The sequence below is a fragment of the Vibrio sp. V10_P2A27P122 genome (genome assembly GCF_963874335.1).
Taxonomy (GTDB): domain Bacteria; phylum Pseudomonadota; class Gammaproteobacteria; order Enterobacterales; family Vibrionaceae; genus Vibrio; species Vibrio anguillarum.
On the sequence record NZ_CAWNHY010000274.1, the window covers coordinates 1 to 18,392 of the forward strand.

At 46.3% G+C, this 18,392-nt stretch carries 18 protein-coding genes; 8 read left to right on the top strand and 10 right to left on the bottom strand.

Going from position 1 to position 18,392, the window contains the following annotated elements; translation table 11 throughout:
• The first annotated feature begins 173 nt into the window (after positions 1-173).
• Entirely contained in the window at positions 174-533 is a 360-nt protein-coding gene (locus AACQ17_RS14335) for a diacylglycerol kinase (protein ID WP_013868010.1), read from the top strand.
• Positions 534-699: 166 nt separating this feature from the next.
• Here the strand turns inward: AACQ17_RS14335 and tdh are convergent, their stop codons facing one another.
• Together tdh and AACQ17_RS14345 are read right to left on the bottom strand one after the other, a co-directional pair.
• Positions 700-1,731, bottom strand: coding sequence for an L-threonine 3-dehydrogenase (tdh, locus tag AACQ17_RS14340; protein ID WP_088733474.1), 1,032 nt, complete (start codon positions 1,729-1,731; stop codon positions 700-702).
• Positions 1,728-2,924: a glycine C-acetyltransferase gene (locus tag AACQ17_RS14345; protein WP_094125045.1), complete on the bottom strand. Its 1,197-nt coding sequence runs from the start codon at positions 2,922-2,924 to the stop codon at positions 1,728-1,730. Before AACQ17_RS14345 ends, tdh begins: the two co-directional genes overlap by 4 nt.
• 175 nt (positions 2,925-3,099) lie before the next feature.
• Between AACQ17_RS14345 and AACQ17_RS14350 the strand changes: the two genes are divergently transcribed.
• Entirely contained in the window at positions 3,100-4,023 is a 924-nt protein-coding gene (locus AACQ17_RS14350) for a LysR family transcriptional regulator (protein ID WP_017046048.1), read from the top strand.
• A 9-nt stretch (positions 4,024-4,032) separates the two neighbouring features.
• On the top strand, positions 4,033-4,416 hold the full coding sequence (gene gloA2 / locus AACQ17_RS14355) for an SMU1112c/YaeR family gloxylase I-like metalloprotein (RefSeq protein WP_017046047.1): 384 nt from the start codon (positions 4,033-4,035) through the stop codon (positions 4,414-4,416).
• Between the two features lie 29 nt (positions 4,417-4,445).
• On the opposite strand, the gene AACQ17_RS14360 is transcribed toward gloA2, so the two are convergent.
• Complete coding sequence (locus tag AACQ17_RS14360; protein WP_017046046.1) at positions 4,446-4,823, bottom strand: hypothetical protein; 378 nt, start codon at positions 4,821-4,823, stop codon at positions 4,446-4,448.
• Between the two features lie 332 nt (positions 4,824-5,155).
• Between AACQ17_RS14360 and uhpT the strand changes: the two genes are divergently transcribed.
• The 4 genes from uhpT (at position 5,156) to AACQ17_RS14380 (ending at position 10,240) form a co-directional block, all read left to right on the top strand.
• A complete protein-coding gene (uhpT, locus tag AACQ17_RS14365) occupies positions 5,156-6,550 on the top strand; it encodes a hexose-6-phosphate:phosphate antiporter (protein ID WP_017048964.1) in 1,395 nt (464 codons plus the stop codon).
• Between the two features lie 195 nt (positions 6,551-6,745).
• Positions 6,746-7,351: a transcriptional regulator UhpA gene (gene uhpA / locus AACQ17_RS14370; RefSeq protein ID WP_094147119.1), complete on the top strand. Its 606-nt coding sequence runs from the start codon at positions 6,746-6,748 to the stop codon at positions 7,349-7,351.
• Positions 7,351-8,886: a signal transduction histidine-protein kinase/phosphatase UhpB gene (gene uhpB, locus AACQ17_RS14375; RefSeq protein ID WP_026028374.1), complete on the top strand. Its 1,536-nt coding sequence runs from the start codon at positions 7,351-7,353 to the stop codon at positions 8,884-8,886. Before uhpA ends, uhpB begins: the two co-directional genes overlap by 1 nt.
• A 19-nt stretch (positions 8,887-8,905) precedes the next feature.
• Positions 8,906-10,240, top strand: a complete 1,335-nt coding sequence (locus tag AACQ17_RS14380) for an MFS transporter (RefSeq protein WP_017048480.1) — start codon at positions 8,906-8,908, stop codon at positions 10,238-10,240.
• Between the two features lie 46 nt (positions 10,241-10,286).
• Here the strand turns inward: AACQ17_RS14380 and AACQ17_RS14385 are convergent, their stop codons facing one another.
• Complete coding sequence (locus tag AACQ17_RS14385; RefSeq protein ID WP_013868020.1) at positions 10,287-10,673, bottom strand: cytochrome b562; 387 nt, start codon at positions 10,671-10,673, stop codon at positions 10,287-10,289.
• A gap of 98 nt (positions 10,674-10,771) precedes the next feature.
• Positions 10,772-11,515 (bottom strand): phosphatase, encoded by a 744-nt coding sequence (locus tag AACQ17_RS14390; protein ID WP_017048481.1) that lies wholly within the window; start codon positions 11,513-11,515, stop codon positions 10,772-10,774.
• Positions 11,516-11,704: 189 nt separating this feature from the next.
• On the opposite strand from AACQ17_RS14390, the gene AACQ17_RS14395 reads away from it, so the two are divergent.
• Positions 11,705-14,581, top strand: coding sequence for an HD domain-containing phosphohydrolase (locus tag AACQ17_RS14395; RefSeq protein WP_240507709.1), 2,877 nt, complete (start codon positions 11,705-11,707; stop codon positions 14,579-14,581).
• Here AACQ17_RS14395 and trmY read toward each other — a convergent pair.
• From trmY to AACQ17_RS14420, 5 genes are all read right to left on the bottom strand, one after another.
• A complete protein-coding gene (gene trmY, locus AACQ17_RS14400; RefSeq protein ID WP_064626357.1) occupies positions 14,578-15,177 on the bottom strand; it encodes a tRNA (pseudouridine(54)-N(1))-methyltransferase TrmY in 600 nt (199 codons plus the stop codon). The genes AACQ17_RS14395 and trmY overlap by 4 nt on opposite strands.
• Positions 15,178-15,256: 79 nt before the next feature.
• Positions 15,257-16,489, bottom strand: a complete 1,233-nt coding sequence (gene arsJ / locus AACQ17_RS14405) for an organoarsenical effux MFS transporter ArsJ (protein WP_094124586.1) — start codon at positions 16,487-16,489, stop codon at positions 15,257-15,259.
• A 42-nt stretch (positions 16,490-16,531) separates the two neighbouring features.
• Positions 16,532-17,029 carry a cyclin-dependent kinase inhibitor 3 family protein gene (locus AACQ17_RS14410; protein ID WP_094147403.1) on the bottom strand — a complete coding sequence of 166 codons (498 nt, stop codon included), beginning with the start codon at positions 17,027-17,029 and terminating at the stop codon, positions 16,532-16,534.
• A 12-nt stretch (positions 17,030-17,041) separates the two neighbouring features.
• On the bottom strand, positions 17,042-18,043 hold the full coding sequence (locus AACQ17_RS14415; RefSeq protein ID WP_094147402.1) for an ArsJ-associated glyceraldehyde-3-phosphate dehydrogenase: 1,002 nt from the start codon (positions 18,041-18,043) through the stop codon (positions 17,042-17,044).
• Positions 18,044-18,064: 21 nt separating this feature from the next.
• The coding region (locus AACQ17_RS14420; protein ID WP_094167767.1) for a metalloregulator ArsR/SmtB family transcription factor at positions 18,065-18,392 on the bottom strand (328 nt) is incomplete at its 5' end.

The window sequence follows — 18,392 nt, forward strand, 5'->3', positions numbered from 1 at the left end:
AACATCAACTTTGTATTATTTCAAAAAAGTGACATGGCAATGAATTTTCATATAGAAAAATAATAGATAGATACAGTATGCTACATCCGATAGCACTTTTTAATAAGATGAGAGTCAACTCAAGCTATCGACATTTTTATTATCTCATTATTAACTATTAGGTTACTCACTTTATGAAACCAGGCCGTACAGGAATAAGTCGTTTATTTTACGCTACAGGTTATTCAATGAAAGGCCTTCAGGCTGCATGGAAAAATGAAGCCGCCTTTAGGCAAGAAATCGTCGCTTCTATCATTCTAATTGCGATCACTTTTTTCTTGCCGGTCAATGAATTAGAACAGTTAATGATGATCGGTAGCTTAGTACTGATTGTCATCGTTGAGCTTATGAATTCAGCCGTGGAAGCTGTAGTTGATCGCGTAGGTAGTGAGTGGCATGAGCTCAGTGGCCGTGCGAAGGATATAGGATCAGCTGCGGTTTTGATTGCACTACTTTTTGCTGCATTTACATGGATTTTTATTTTGGTACGCTAAATGAAGTGAGCGTTTGAAAATTATTCGTTTTCTTACGTCGGTATTAGTTTTCTCCTAGCGCTATATTTTGCCACCGCCGTTAACTTGCTTGTTTATTCTGTAGTCGCAGAGTAAATGCTGTTCAAAAAAAGCGCCCCAACCGGAGCGCTTCAACTTCAATATTCGATTATTCCCAATCAAGGATAACTTTGCCAGAAAGCCCGCTACGCATAGCATCGAAGCCCGTTTGGAAGTCATCAATTTTGTAATGGTGAGTGATTATCGGCGTTAGATCGAGGCCAGATTGGATCAGGCTCGCCATTTTATACCAAGTTTCGAACATTTCACGGCCATAGATACCTTTGATCACCAAACCTTTGAAGATCACTTGGTTCCAATCGATCGCCATATCTGAAGGTGGAATACCTAATAAAGCAATACGACCACCGTGATTCATGGTTTTCAGCATAGAACTAAAGGCACTCGGTACGCCTGACATTTCAAGGCCGACGTCAAAACCTTCTGTCATGCCAAGTTCACTCATGACCTCTTCTAACTTTTGTTCCGCAACATTCACGGCGCGTGTCACGCCCATTTTGCGTGCAAGCTCAAGGCGGTATTCGTTGACATCGGTGATCACCACATGGCGCGCACCAACGTGTTTCGCCACTGCGGCCGCCATGATACCGATTGGACCAGCACCAGTGATCAGCACATCTTCGCCGACTAAATCAAATGACAATGCGGTATGTACCGCGTTACCAAATGGATCAAAAATCGAGGCTAGATCATCGGAAATACCATCTGGGATCTTGAAAGCATTAAACGCAGGGATAACTAAGTATTCAGAAAATGCACCAGTGCGGTTCACACCAACACCCACAGTATTACGACATAAGTGAGTACGACCACCGCGGCAATTTCGACAATGGCCGCAAGTAATATGACCTTCGCCAGACACGCGATCACCTAATTCAAAACCGCGAACTTCTTGACCAATGCCAACCACTTCACCGACGTATTCATGGCCAACCACCATTGGCACTGGGATGGTTTTTTGTGACCACTCATCCCAGTTATAGATGTGAACATCGGTGCCACAAATTGCGGTTTTCTTAATTTTAATCAGCAGATCGTTGTGACCAAGTTCAGGCATTGGCACTTCGGTCATCCAAATGCCTTGCTCTGGTTTGAGTTTGGATAATGCTTTAATTTTCATTTAATGAGCCCCATTTCTTGGCCAACAGCAATAAACGCATCAATGGCGTGGTCGAGTTGCTCGCGGCTATGCGCGGCTGACATTTGTGTACGAATACGAGCTTGGCCTTTGGGCACAACAGGGAACGAGAAACCAACAACATAAATGCCCTTAGCTAGTGCTCGTTCTGCAAACTCTGCTGCAACGATAGCATCGCCGAGCATAATCGGGATGATGGCGTGATCCGCACCACCCATAGTGAACCCCGCGCCTTCCATACGAGTACGGAAATGCGCGGCGTTATCCCAAAGTTGGTCGCGAAGCGCGGCGCTTTCTGCCAGTAAATCCAGCACGCGAATCGATGCTGCAACAATCGCTGGCGCAACCGAATTAGAGAATAAATAAGGACGTGAACGTTGACGAAGCCAATCAATCACCTCTTTTTTACCGGAAGTGTAGCCACCTGAAGCACCACCCATCGCTTTACCAAGGGTACCGGTGATGATATCAATACGGTCAATCACATCATGGTATTCATGCGTGCCACGGCCATTTGCACCCATAAATCCAACCGCGTGTGAATCATCCACCATGACGAGCGCGTTGTATTGATCCGCTAAATCACAAATCGCGGGCAAGTTTGCGACTACGCCATCCATTGAGAATACACCATCCGTTACGATGAGCTTATTACGAGCGCCCGCCGCATCGGCTGCGATCAACTGCTGTTCCAATTCTTGCATGTTGTTGTTGGAGTAACGAAAACGCATCGCTTTACATAAACGCACACCATCAATGATTGAGGCATGGTTCAACGCGTCAGAGATAATCGCGTCTTCTTTATCTAAAATAGTTTCAAATAAACCGGTGTTTGCATCAAAGCATGAGGTGTAAAGAATCGTATCTTCTTTACCTAAGAATTGAGAGAGCTTCTGTTCCAGTTGCTTATGAATATCTTGCGTACCACAGATGAAACGTACCGAAGCCATACCAAAGCCGTGACTGTCCATGCCTTGCTTCGCCGCTTCAACCAGCGCAGGGTGATTAGCCAAACCAAGGTAGTTGTTGGCACAGAAGTTCAACACTTCTTCACCAGTAGAAATTTCGACCGCCGCTTGTTGCTGCGAGGTAATCACACGTTCAGATTTATACAGACCTTCCGCTTTGATTTCCTCAAGCTGGTTTTGGATCTGTTGATAAAATGCAGAAGACATTGCTACGTCCTTATTTTTATATAGCGCAATAGCTATGGTGTAGGGCAGCCTAAACGAAAAATAGACCCTTCATTTACACTGTAAAATTGCTTAATGGTATTTTAGTTGATCCCATTTACGACTATTATCCCATGACATGGAAAACCATTCGTGAACTTCAGGCACAAATACAATTATGATCACGCATCGTCTTATCGCCCTGCTGCCTGATTTAGCGGCTTTCATTCTCGTCGTCAATGAAGGTAGCTTTACGGCAGCCGCTCAAAAACTGGGGGTAACACCTTCGGCATTAAGTAAATTGATTACCCGTTTAGAACAAGCACTATCAGTGAAGTTATTTGAGCGAACCACGCGCCAACTCTTAATCACTCAGGCAGGAAAGCGCGTTTATGATCAAAGTCTGTTGATGGTCAACGCTGCGCAGCAAGCGGTTGAGCTTTCAACCTCTGACCACACCGAACCTGCAGGCGCACTCACTGTTGCGGCACCTGAAGCATTTTTGAACTCAGTTCTGCAACCCCTTGTGCTTCCTTTTCTAACTCAATACCCTGAAATTCAACTTAAGCTGAGAGCTGCAGATGGCGCGATCGATTTATTCAAACACAATATTGATGTGGCGTTTAAACTGACTGATAAGCCAGATGAAAACTTGGTACTGCGTGAAATTGGCAAAACCCACTTAGTGTTGTGCGCCAGCCCAGAATATATAGCGGCCAGAGGCACGCCAATCCACCCTATCGAATTAACGGATCACGACTGCTTGTATCTTGCCGAAACCGAGCGTGACCATCTCTGGGATTTTCATAAAGAAGATGAGTTCCATACAGTGGCCGTCTCAGGCCGCTATGCAGTAAACCACTCACAAATGCGTTTGAACGGCGTGAAAAATGGCTTAGGTATCGGCATCTTCCATGATTTTGTCATTCAGCAAGCGCTCGTTGAAGGAAGCGTCGTCCGGCTATTAGCCGATTGGACGATCAAAAGTAATTACTACGGCTCTATTGCCATGCAATATCCGCAAACCAAGTACATGCCAGCAAGGCTGCGGGTGTTCATTGATTACGTCACTGAACATTTGGTCAGCCAGCTCAACAAATAAAGGTTAATCATGCTAAAACGAATCCACCATGCGGCGATTATTTGTTCAGACTACGCACGTTCCAAAGCGTTTTATACTCAGATCTTAGGGCTGCCTGTTATTGCTGAAAATTACCGCGCCGCTCGCGATTCATACAAGCTGGATCTTGCTCTGCCCGATGGCGGACAAATTGAACTGTTCTCATTTCCAAATACACCACCAAGACCAAGCTTCCCTGAAGCTCAAGGGCTACGACATTTAGCGTTTGTGGTGGACAGTGTCAGTGAAGTCAAAGCGTATTTAGAGGAAAAAGGCGTTATCGTCGAGCCCATCCGCGTTGATGAGTTCACTGGTCGCGAATACACATTTTTCGCCGACCCAGATGGTTTACCGTTAGAGCTTTATTCTGAATAGTGAATAGTGGAAGGAATCAAGGCTATTTTCTAACGCCAGTACAACAGATTAAATAATGGTGGCGCACGAGGAACTTGTTTTTCAAATCGTACACTTAGAGCCAAAAAAGTGTAGCTGTCTGAAACAAACAAGTTCAGTCGTGTCAGTAAAGGTGTCGTTGGAAGTGAATCTTGATGAAAGGTGGAGAAATGAGCAAAGGGACAGGGTTTCGTATGCTGTGTCTGTACTTTTCCCTCTTCAATTTGAACCAGCTCAAAACCATTAATGGTACACAGTGTGGCCCAAACCCCCGCCGTATTGCCATGCGCGTTTATTACAGGCATAAGCGACACCAACACCCAACTGAGCGCGCTGGTGAGCAACATTATTCTGTTAAAACGGTTTAGGCGAATCATAGCAACACTCATTTTTTTCTTGTCGACACTATATAACGCAATGATAAAAATAACAGTGCGGCAGCGCTAAAAACTTAACAAATCCCCTCAAGTTCGCTACAAATCGTTAGCTTAAAGACGACGTTTCAAGATGCATATCAATGTGACTCCATTCACGCTTTGTCTATCAACCCACCCAAACTAGGAAATATTCCTAACTCAGTTAGGCCATGCCCTCAAGTCAATCGCCAAGCCGATTTTTACAATCACTCTATAATGCAGCCAGACGGTTGCTAGCCATTCGACTCTGGTGTGAATTGACTGACAGCAGAGATTTCTTTGACGTGATTTTCTAAGGATTTCACATGCTAAAACTTTTGCAACAGGTTCGGCTACCGACCCTCGATCTCCCCGCAGCAGAACGCCGTAAAATGTGGTTCAAACCATTTTTACAATCATACCTTGTGGTGTTTATTGGCTACATGGCGATGTATTTAGTGCGCAAAAACTTCAACGTTGCACAAAACGATATGATTTCAACCTACGGCTTGTCGATGACACAGCTAGGGCTGATTGGTCTTGGTTTCTCCATCACTTACGGGATTGGTAAGACAGTGGTCTCTTACTACGCTGATGGCAAGAACACGAAACAGTTCCTACCTTTTATGCTGATCCTTTCTGGTATTGCAATGCTTGGATTTAGCATGAGCATGGGCGGTTCAAGCGTCAGCATTTTCCTAATGGTTGCTTTTTATGCGCTAAGCGGTTTTTTCCAAAGTACTGGTGGGCCATCAAGCTACTCCACTATCACCAAATGGACGCCCAAAAATAAACGCGGCACCTACTTGGGTTTATGGAATATGTCGCACAATGTCGGCGGCGCAGGTGCGGCAGGCGTAGCACTGTTTGGTGCAAACTATCTCTTTAATGGTCATGTTGTGGGCATGTTTGTGTTCCCATCAATCATCGCATTAGTGGTGGGTTTCATTGGTTTGCGTTACGGTAGTGACTCTCCTGAAGCCTACGGTTTAGGTACGGTCGAAGAGTTGTTTGATGAAGCGGTCAGCGAGGAAGATATTGCCGCGGAAGAAAACCAAATGACCAAACGTGAGATCTTTGTTGAATACATTTTGAAAAACAAAGTGATTTGGTTACTCTGCTTTGCCAACATCTTCCTCTACATCGTGCGTATCGGCATCGACCAGTGGTCTACTGTGTATGCCTATCAAGAACTTGGTTTGTCAAAAGAAGCGGCCATTTCAGGCTTCACTCTCTTTGAAGTAGGCGCATTAGTCGGCACTTTAATGTGGGGTTATCTGTCCGATCTTGCTAATGGCCGCCGAGCTTTGGTCGCCTGTGTCTCTCTGGGACTCATCATTGTTGCGCTCGAATTCTATCAGCACGCCACCAGCGAGTTTATGTATCTCGGGTCACTGTTTGTGCTAGGTTTCCTTGTTTTTGGCCCACAATTACTGATTGGTGTTGCTGCGGTTGGCTTTGTGCCGAAAAAAGCGATCAGTGTCGCCGATGGCGTTAAGGGCACCTTTGCTTACTTAATTGGTGATAGTTTTGCCAAACTTGGCCTAGGTATGATCGCCGACGGTACACCGATTTTTGGCCTCACCGGCTGGAAGGGCACCTTTGCTGCGCTCGACACTTCAGCGATGATCTGTATCGTGCTGCTGATTTTTGTCGCGATCGCAGAAGAGCGTAAGATCCGCCATGAGAAAAGGCTAAAGCTGGCCGCAGCTGCCGCTTAGCTCCCAGCAAAATCAAACGCGATATTCTCTTTTATGAGTGTGTCGCGTTTTATTGTGCCACCCCTTCCTTTTTGACGCGCTAGACTCCTCTACAATGGCATCCATAGCAAAGGGATATATTGCTTGTTTAATTGTCTCTGTGGCGTTAGTTTAAGCTCCCTTTTTACTCAGGCAATATAAACAGCGGGGATTGTGATGATCAAAGTAGCACTAGTGGATGACCATATCGTGGTACGTTCAGGCTTTGCCCAACTCATGAACCTTGAAGACGATATCCAAGTGGTCGGCCAATTTAGCTCGGCGGCTGAAGCGCGCGCAGGGCTTCCCGGCACAGGGGCAAACGTCTGTATTCTTGATATTTCAATGCCTGATGAAAGCGGGCTGTCGCTGCTTCAAGATCTACCCTCTGGGATAGCATGCATTATGCTGAGCGTTCACGATTCCGCGGCCATGGTCGAAAAAGCCTTGGAGGCTGGAGCAAGAGGCTACTTAAGCAAACGTTGTGGCCCAGATGAACTTATCCAAGCCGTACGAACCAGCGCCCATGGTGGTTGCTACTTAACACCCGATATTGCGCTTAAACTCACCTCTCCCAAGCGCGAGGCAAAGCTATTAGCACAGTTGACCAAACGTGAGCGGCAAATCAGTGAAATGCTGGCTACCGGGCTGGATGTGAAAGCGGTCGCCAATGAGCTTGGACTTAGCCACAAAACCATTCATGTCCATCGCGCCAATGCCATGGATAAGTTAGGTGTGAGCAATAACGTGGCCTTAGCGAAATATTTTTCTGACTCATTCTAATGCCACGCTATTTTATTACGTCACTCTGCGCTTGGTTTCTGCTCTCTTGCAGTTGGTTTTGCTTGTGGGTTATCGCCTACTATTTTGTCAACGATCCGGAACTGGCGATCTTCTTCTTTCCTTTTGCTCTGCGTTTAGGCACTGCGCTGCACAGTCCACAACGTTACTGGCCCGCGATTTATGGTGCAGAATGGTGGCTGACGATTGCGCTCGCCATGCTAATGGAACAACCTCAATGGCTGACAGTACTCGCCGCCAGTATCGCAACGCTGCCCTTAAACCTGCTCGCCCAACGCTACTACCACGGAAGTCAGTGGCGTCGCTTTATTGTGATGGGCGGGTTGATCCTCGCCAGCGCTATCGTTAATACGCTGGCCACCACCTACCACGGCCATGCCGCGTCAATGGTGATGTTAGTCAGCATCACGGCTGGCTTAATGATTGTGCCAAGCTGCTATTTGATATGGAATTATCTTTTCCAAAGCACTTGGGTTCCACTGACGGCGAACTTAGTCTCTCGTCATATCGAATTTCGCACGCGTCACGTCTTACTCTACTCTTTACTATTTATTTTAAGCATTGCGCTGCAAATTGGTTTACCTGATGAGCTTCGGCGTTTTGCGCCATTTTGTTTAGCCATCCCGATCATTTTGCTCGCTTTTCGCTACGGCTGGCAAGGTGCATTGCTCGGCACTCTGCTCAATAGCATTGCATTGATCGCGGCTCGTAGTGGTGTCTCTAATATGGAAGTCACTGATCTCCTGCTCTCTCTTTCAGCACAAAGTTTAACCGGCATTTTGCTGGGAATGGGTGTGCAGCGACAAAGAGATCTCAACACCAAGCTGCGCCAACAGCTTGATCGTAACCAAAATTTGTCCCGCCAATTAGTCAAAGCTGAAGAATCTGTTCGGCGCGATATTGCTCGCGAGCTGCACGATGAGATCGGTCAAAACATTACCGCTATCCGTACTCAAGCCAGCATTATTCAACGCGTCGAGTCTCAGCCCGTCACCAGCAATTGTGCTAAAACCATTGAATCTCTCTCTTTAAATGTTTACGACACAACTAAAAGTTTGCTAACCCGTTTACGCCCTAAAACCTTAGATGATTTAGGCCTAGTCGAAGCACTGGATCAACTGCTGCGTGACCTTGAATTTGAGACGCACGGCATTCAAACCCAAGTAGTTTGGACGGGGAATTCAACCGCTCAACTGCAAAAGCTAAGTGATGCCACCAAAGTGACCCTTTATCGATTGTGCCAAGAGGCGCTCAATAACGCCTTAAAATACGCGGAAGCTAGCCACATTGTGATTGAGTTTTCGTTGGCAAGTGATGTCACACTGCGCATTCACGATGATGGCATCGGTTTCAAAGCACAAGCACAGCTGAACGGCTTTGGTTTACGGGGGATGCGTGAGCGAGTCGAGGCATTGGGTGGCCACTTTCAGATTATTAGCCACTGTCAGTCTACAACAGCCAACCACGATCTAAGCGAGAATGGCACTCAGCTTACCGTCACACTGCCCCACTTATAATCGTGGAATATAAAGCACTATGATAAATTTTCTACGCTCTCAACCACCGCAACCGCTTCTTGCATCAGCGCAAGAGGTTAACCAGCAGTACCGTTATTGGCGCTTTCACATCATGATGGCGATGTATGTCGGTTATGCGCTTTTCTACTTCACGCGTAAAAGTTTGAATTACGCCATGCCCGCGATGATTGCTGACCTCGGTTTAGATAAGAGTGATATTGGCATCATGGGCACGTTGTTTTACATCACCTATGGTATCTCAAAATTTCTGTCTGGGATTTTGTCGGACCGCTCCAACCCGCGCTATTTTATGGGCCTAGGGTTAATGGCAACGGGTTTTATCAATATTCTGTTTGGCTTTTCAAGCTCAATCAGTATGTTCATCTTACTCTGGGTGCTCAATGCTTGGTTCCAAGGTTGGGGATGGCCTTCTTGCTCTAAACTCCTGACAACTTGGTATTCGCGCTCTGAACGTGGTTTTTGGTGGGCGTTATGGAATACCGCTCATAACGTGGGGGGCGCGTTGATCCCATTACTGGTTGGCTTTCTCACTTTCCATTTTAGTTGGCGCGAAGGTTTTATTGTACCGGGCTGTTTAGCCGTTATTGGTGGGGTTTTCTTATGTTGGCGTTTGCGTGATAAACCAATGACCCAAGGTTTACCCAGTGTTGGTCAATGGCGTAATGACGCCCTTGAACTGGCGCAAGAAAATGAAGGCCTCGGCCTTAGCACTAAACAGATCTTGCACAAATATGTGTTAGGAAATAAGTACATTTGGTTACTCGCCTTGAGCTATGTACTGGTCTACATAGTGCGTACTGCCATCAATGATTGGGGAAATATCTACCTTACCGAGCAACAAGGCTATGATTTGATCACGGCTAATGGCGCGCTTTCGCTGTTTGAAGTCGGTGGGTTTATTGGATCGTTAGTCGCAGGCTGGGGCTCAGACAAACTGTTTGGCGGCAACCGTGGACCAATGAATCTGATTTTTTCAATGGGCATTTTTCTTTCGGTGGCAGCGCTGTGGCTGATGCCGTTAACGGGGTTTGTATTCCAAGCCGCTGGCTTTTTTACGATTGGCTTTTTTGTCTTTGGCCCACAAATGTTAATTGGTATGGCCGCCGCGGAGTGTTCTCACAAAGATTCGGCTGGCGCAGCAACTGGGTTTGTGGGGTTATTTGCGTATATGGGCGCAGCGCTCGCCGGTTACCCGTTAGCCATTATTGTCGAGCAATTCGAATGGCGAGGCTTTTTTGTCACCATTTCTGTTTGCGCCGCTGTGATCGGCTTACTACTGCTGCCTTTCTTACAAGCTCAGTTTTCAGGCAGTGACCACCCCACGAACCATTGAACGTTATAACCAATCCAACGTTATCGTGAGGGGGCCACAAAGCTGATTAACCAAATAAGCGCTTCCAGATACTTGGGTTACGCTGCTCGTGGTATTCAACACGCAGTTCGTCTACCGTCCGCAGCGTTTGTTGAGCTTGCTCTAAATTTCCTTGCTCAAGATCCACTTCGATTTTGTCTAATGCCACTGAAAGCTTATTAAACCCTTCTAAATAGAGATCTTGCTTCTCCGGTGGATAATTTCCTCGTTTTGACTCTTCAACCAACTGACTTAATCTCTCAATGGGTGCTTGCATTGTTTCAACGCTGGTCGCTTCTGCCGCTTGTTTAAATTCAAGCTTCATTTGTTTCATGTTCTGTTTTAAGTCAACATTAGCCGCCGACACGCTAGCCGCAAATAATGCGCAAGCTGTTAATATCATTATTTTTTTCATAATTATTTCTTTTTATTCTGGCAAGAAGTGCCAAGTTTAATGGATCTCAAGATAAAAGAGGGACAAATTTTTGTCATTTTTTATGACCTCTTTACGGCTTATAGTGTTTGATATTCTGCGATCGCTTTTCGCCCGCGCAGTACTAAAAAGGCCAGAAACTGCTCGACACTGTGCGTAATCACTTTCTCAGCAGCAATACCAACGTTCTCAAGCAGTTCACTGGCCAACTGAAGTTGGCCGATATCTTGACAAAAATGGGCATCGCTGCCAGTGGTAACATAAGCACCATGCGCTTTCGCCACCTTAGCAATTTCATAACAGCGATCGACACTCCCTACCCTGCTGTGTCCTTTTAAGGTGCTGTTATTAATTTCTATCGCAACGTGATGCTGGGCGGCGCAGGCGATCACCTCATCAAAATCAAAATCGAAATTAGGGTTACCTAAGTGCCCTAGCGCATCCACTCGTCCACCTTTAATCACATTGATCAACGCTTCGGTATGCGCTGCTTTATCGGCAGGCTGAAATACGGGCTCATGAAAACTGGCGATAACCCAATCTAAGTTTTGATCAACCGAAGGGTGAACATCAATCTCGCCAGCACGATTCATGATGTTGGACTCAATGCCTCGGATAATGGCAACACCGTCTAAAAAGCGCGGCAAAATACGTTGATTGGAGAAGAACCAATAATGCGGCGCTCCAGGCATCGACTGCGCATGATCGGTTGTGCAAAACATTGCTAATCCATTTTCTTTAGCTGAACGCGCGTTTTCAATGAGCGTGCTGTAAGCGTGACCACTTGCATAAGTGTGGGTATGAGTATCAACGACAAGATTCATTTTAATTATTCCATTCCAACAGCGATGCTTCAGTGTAACAGCCTCGCTGATGGCACTTCAATCTAAGGGCGATATATTCACCATATCGACACTTTTTGACCGGATGAAAACACACCGATGTAAAATGGTTTTTTGCAACTTACCCACATTGAACAATACTTAGCAATGTCATCCAATTCGGAGTTGGTTATGAAACGACGTCGTTACTCACTGAGCATTCACATTACGAGTCTCTTTTTAGTGCTCGCCATGGTGATCGGCATTGTATTGATTGGCATAAGTTATCACCATAGTCAGCAACTACTGACGGTAAGTGCACAAGGATTAAGTAGCGAAAACAGCAAAAAACTGGAATCAGCATTTAAACAAAGTGCCGCACCTATCTTGACTACGCTCGATTTTTTAGCTTTTAGTAACGTAATTGATCAACCGGATAAAGTCATCTCGGACCCACGCCAACTCGCCACCGTTTGGCTGACCTTCCAACGTAATCCACAGTTGGTCGCGCTCTATTATTGTGACGAAGCTGGAGCTTGTACTACATTTCGCTCGCTGAGCTTTGATAAAGCCAAACAGCGTTTTGATGCCCCCGCACAAGCTCAGCTATTGGCCCATTACACTCAAGTTGATGGCACTAACCGCTTTATCTATTTAGACCAGAACCTTAAAAGCCTGCTCGACAAACAAGATAACAACAATAAATTTGATCCTCGCGTGCGTCCTTGGTTTACCTCGGCAAGTCAAGATGGCGCGATACGCTTAACGGAACCTTATTTCTTTTTCTTCCTACAAACGAGCGGCGTCACACTGTCACGTAGATCGGCCGATGGAAAGAGTGTGCTTGGCGCCGATTTCACGCTTGACTCACTGTCAAAACAGATGAGTACGATGGGTTTTTCTGACAGTGCTCAGCTCATTTTGTTCGATAATCAATTTAGACCACTCGCCCAACACAATACTAAGTTCGAGCTACAACAAGATCCCTCACAGATTGCACAGCAGCTACAGCAAAGTACTTTTGCACCAATATTGAATCGGCTCAGCAGCCAAACTTTGTATGAAACGGTCAATATGAATGGCACAACGTGGTCGGTGACGTTAACGCCAGTACTGTTAAACGACAATGTACGCTTGTTGCTGGCAGAAGCGGTACCGCAAGACGATTTGATCGCAGATTTGCTCTCGATGCGAGATCAGCAGATTTTTGTCGCGTTAATCATGCTCGCTATCGCTTTTGCAGTGGTTGGTTTTGTGGCGCAAAGGCTCGCCAGCCCTTTAGGTAACCTAGTGCAATTGACCGACAACATCACGCGCTTTGAATTTAAAAAGACACGCTACCCAAAAAGCCGGATCCGTGAAGTTGCCAATTTAACCCAATCGATAGAGCTCATGGAGCATACACTGCACGACTTGCTGCGACTATTACGCGAAACCGCCAGCAATCAAGAATTCGGTGTGTTAGCCAAAACGATTACCCATCAAAGCTATTTGATCACTCGAGCTGAAACTATTTTGCTCTACACTTATGCCAACGAAAATAACCAATTTATCACCGCAGCAAACCACGCCATCATTCCCTTTAAGCTTGATATCAACCAGTTGTCTCAAGAGATGCCGTGGCTACTTTCTGAACTGCGAAAAGGCCAAACGGTTCACTTATCTAAAACCGATAATTCGATGCGTAAGCATAAAGATGAGCTGTATAATTCTGATCTTTATCTTTTCCCACTGCTCAACCGAGACAAGCAGTTGGTTGGCGTATTAAACCTAGGCTACGAACGGGCCATCACTCCCGATCAGCAAGACAAACATGCATTTTTACGAGAGCTGCTCAGTTTTGCCGAAATCGCTAAAGACAATATCGACAAAATGCAGCGGCAAAAGGAGATGCTCAACTCGTTTATTGAATTGATCGCATCAGCCATTGATACCAAATCCCCTTACACGGGCGGCCATTGTCAGCGAGTTCCTGAATTAACCAAAATGATCACTAAAGCGGCGGAAAACGATCGCACCTATTTCCCACAATTTTCCATGACCAATGAAGAGTGGGAAGAGCTCACTCTCGCCGCTTGGTTGCATGATTGTGGAAAAGTGACCACGCCTGAATATGTGATTGATAAAGCGACCAAATTAGAAACGATCTACGACAGAATTCACGAAATTAGAATGCGTTTTGAGCTGCTCAAATGTCAAGCTGAAACGGACTACTGGCAAGGTGTTGCGCAGGGCAAGAACGAGCCAGATCTCAAGCAGCAGTTGCTGACGAACCAACAAATCCTCGATGAGGAATTTGCTTTCGTCGCGCAATGTAATATTGGCAGTGAGTTTATGAGCGATGATGACCTTTCCCGCTTAGAGCGAATTGCGCAAAGAGAGTGGAAACGGACCTTAGATGATCAACTCGGTACTTCTTGGATAGAGAACCAACGTGCAGGAGAGTCAAAACCATTGCCCACTATGGAGCGCTTGCTTGATGATAAACCCGTACACCAGTTGCACTGGGTGAACGGTTGCCGTCCACAAGATCTGTGGCAAGAAAACTTTATTTTACAACCGGGAGAACTGCGCTATAACCGAGGTGAGCTCTATAATTTGTCCATTCGCCGTGGCACGCTCACTAACGAAGAACGCTTTATGATTAATGATCACATTGTGCAAACCATCATGATGCTCAAGCGGCTACCTTATCCTGAACATATGAAAAACGTTCCTGATATTGCAGGAAGCCACCATGAACGAATGGATGGCGCGGGTTATCCAAGAGGTTTAAATGAAGAGCAGCTTTCGATCCCCGCTCGAGTGATGGCAATAGCCGATGTGTTTGAAGCACTGACTTCTAGCGATCGCCCCTATAAAAAGGCCAAAACGCTCAGCGAATCGATCGCGATCATGACCACCATGGCCACCACAGGCCATATTGATCCGAAGCTTTACTTACTCTTTTTAGAAAAAGAGATTTATCAAGACTATGCGGATCGGTTTTTACACTCCGATCAGCACAGCCCAATTGATAAAGAAGCACAGATAAAAAAAGTAAAAATGAGTTTGAAGAAGACTTTTTAAAGACCGCGAATATCTAACTCATTCTGGATCAGCACAATGCACTGCGAGGCAAACAGCATTCGAGGCCCAAGGCTGATTTTCTGTGTATTAAGGCGCTTTAAACTGTTCCAACTTTTTTTCGGCATCGGGATGTGGTCAGTAAGTAAAAAGCAGCTGTCGTCAGAAAATTGATGCTCACGGACACTTTCGCCTTTTTTATCCAGTAAATACAAATGGTAACTATCCGAAAGGCGCTGCACCAACTTTTCAAAACTGATGGTTTCAACCGTGAGTCCTTGCTCGACCTCTCGGGTTTGCTCTTTGCCCATACCAACGGAAACGTCTAAAGCATGGCCTATTTTGGTCAGCAAGGCTTGCTCGTGAAAGCCACCGATATTGTGCAACTGGCTCGACTCAAAGCATAAAGTCCGCGAGAAATCTTGCGTACTTTCCAGCACTAAGTAGACCACCACGTCATCACGATGCGACTGCGCAGTAAAAATAGCGTTCATGAGTACGTGGGCCAAAATTTCGGTGTGGGCTTCTTGCCCAACAGAGGCTAAAAAAGTCTGTTTATCCGTGGAAGCGGCGCGGGCCCTTACAACAAAAGCTCTCATGTGACTGACTCAATTCATTCAATAAAGCACGGACTCTATCACAATCTCCATCTACTGGAATAGTGATCTACTGGTGAAGCTACGGTTCGCTCGTCAACACAGCTTTGCTTTTCGGGAGCCCCAATGAAATGAGAGTGGTCAGCAGCAGAAAACCAAACGAAACCCACAAACACGCCGCTAATCCCCAAAGTTGGAAAACCCACCCGGAAAGCACGGTACCGATTAAACGCCCCATCGCGTTTGCCATGTAGTAAAAACCAACATCAAGCGATACACCATCCCCCTTGGCATAGCTCACGATCAAATAGGAATGCAGCGATGAGTTAATCGCAAAGACCGCGCCGAAAAGCAGTAACCCCGCGATGATCACGACTTCCGGATGCCACTGCGCTTGAATGCTGTAGGCGATCAAACCGGTAATCAGCGCCAGTAACGCCGCCCAACCGAGCGCAGATCGCCCATCTGGCACTTGGTCTGAAGCACTGCCCGTTATTTTAGGAGCAAACCCTTGGATCACGCCGTAGCCAATCACCCATAACGCTAAAAAGCCGCCCACGGCACTGTGATCCCAACCAAAAACGCTGCCCAGATAAATGGGTAAGGCAATCACAAACCAAACGTCTCGCGCGCCAAATAAAAATAGGCGAGCCGCCGATAAAATATTCACGCTGCGCGATTTGGAGAAAATCTCTGAAAATTTCGGTTTGGTTTTGGCTTTGCCAATATCGGCTTGCAAGCTAAGCAAACTGCCGATAAAAACCAACAGCAATACCGCCGCCATAGCCGCTACCGCATATTGAAAGCCGATCCAAGAGAGCAAGACACCACCGAGAAAAAAGCCGGCCCCTTTTAGAGCGTTTTTTGAACCCGTAAGAATGGCTATCCACTTGTAGAGTGCGCCTTGTGCATTTTCAGGGACTAACGTTTTGATCGCACTTTTTGCACTCATTTTATTGAGATCTTTTGCGATGCCCGATAACGCCTGCGCCGCCATCACCCAAGGAATGGTTAACCATGCAGCAGGTACAGCAAGCATCAAGAGCGCGAATATTTGCATGCCAAGGCCAATATTCATGGTGCGATTCAGCCCTAAACGCGCACCAAGCCAACCGCCAATCAGGTTCGTCACCACGCCAAAAAATTCATAAAAGAGAAACAAAGACGCAATCGCTAAGGTCGAATAACCCAAATCATAAAAATACAACACCACTAACATGCGCAGCGCGCCGTCAGTGACGGTAAAATTCCAATAATTAAAAGTCACTAGCATGTACTGGCGAACGTTTTGGTTGAGCTGAGACAGCATAATCACTCTCTTTGCAAAAGAGCCGCCTAAGGCAGCTCTTTGGGACTGTTATTGATTAACAAATTGTTTGATGTACTCAACTTGTACATCTTTGGTAAACGCACCCGGCCTTAATGATTGAACTTGAGTAATAATGTTTTGCAGTTCCCAACCTTTCTCCAGCAATAAATGAGCAGCAAGTAAACCAGTACGACCCGATCCACCCATGCAATGCATGGCAATCTTATCTCCCTTGGCAAGCGCCTGATGAAGTGACGGGGAGATACTTTGCCAATGCGTTTGAAACTGATGGTCGGGCGCGCAATCATCTTCAATTGGGGCGTGAAACCATTGCAGCCCCGCTTGCTCAACCACTTTAGGCAAGTCACCAACACCTTTCTCTTGCATCTCTTCGTGACTTAGAGCCGTCACCACAACGGTAACACCTTGAGATCTCAGTTGTTCAATACTCTCAACCAGAGGCAGATCTTTTGTCCCCGGGCAAGGCGTCAATACCAAACCAGCGCTGTTTTCTGCAACAGGCAGTTCCCATGTAGGATGTGTCATTTCTTTGCTCCTTTATGCCAAACCGACTTTGCGTACTAATTCTGCGGTACGCGTTGCGTAACCCATTTCGTTATCATACCAAGCGTAAATTTTCACCATGCGCTTGCCCACCACCATGGTCGAGAGTGCGTCGACAATCGTTGAGCGTTGATCGCCTTTGTAATCAATCGACACCAGTGGGCGCGCTTCAAAACCGAGAATGCCTTTGAGCTCATTTTCTGAAGCCGCTTTAAGTAGCGCGTTGACTTCTTCTGCGCTGGTATCACGTTTAACATCAAAAATAATGTCGGTTAACGACGCATTGGCCAGCGGCACACGCACCGCGTGACCGTTAATTTTGTCTTTTAGATCAGGGAAGATTTCCACAATCGCAGTCGCAGAACCGGTTGTGGTCGGGATAAGGCTCATACCACACGCACGAGCGCGGCGTAGATCTTTATGCGGTGCATCCAAAATGGTTTGCGTGTTGGTCAAGTCGTGAATGGTCGTAAACGATGAGTGTTCAATACCAAGTTGCTCATGAATCACTTTGACGATAGGCGCAATGCAGTTGGTGGTGCAAGAAGCGGCCGTAACAATCTGATGTATTTGTGGATCAAAGATGTGGTCATTGACCCCAACCACGATATTGGCAATCCCCGCTTCTTTCACCGGAGCCGATACCACCACGCGTTTGACACCTTGTGCTAAATACTGATTCAAAAACTCAGATTTGCGGTGTTTTCCCGTGGCTTCGATGACCACATCACAACCAGACCAATCCACATCATTGATCGCTTTTTGTTGTGAGGTACGAATAACCTTACCGTTGGCAATGATCGCATTACCGTCGCTTGTCACTTGGTGATGCCAACGGCCTTGTATTGAATCAAATTCGAGCAAATGAGCCAAGGTCGCCGCGTCACCCGCAACGTCGTTAATCTGGACAAATTCGATCTCTGGCCAATCAAATGACGCCCTTAATGCTAAACGACCAATGCGGCCAAATCCGTTAATTCCGACTTTAATCGACATCTTTATTTCCTTTTATCCCTTCTAAACACAGCATTCTGGGCGAGATTCCATCTCTGCCAGCCTTTGCATATCTTGTTGGTATTCTTTTTTCAGGCAGTTGGATTCCATCAGCCCTTGAATTTGTTTTTTCATCCATCCGGGTAGTTGGTCCGATAACCGATAAAACACCCATTGGCCTTGCCTTGTATCAACCACCACGCCACTGGAACGAAGTAGAGCCAGATGGCGAGAAATTTTCGGTTGGCTTTCATTTAACGCTTGCGTCAACTCGCCGACACACACTCGCTGCTCGCGTGCAATCATGAGCAAACAGCGCACTCGCGTTTCATCGGACAGCAACTTAAAAAAC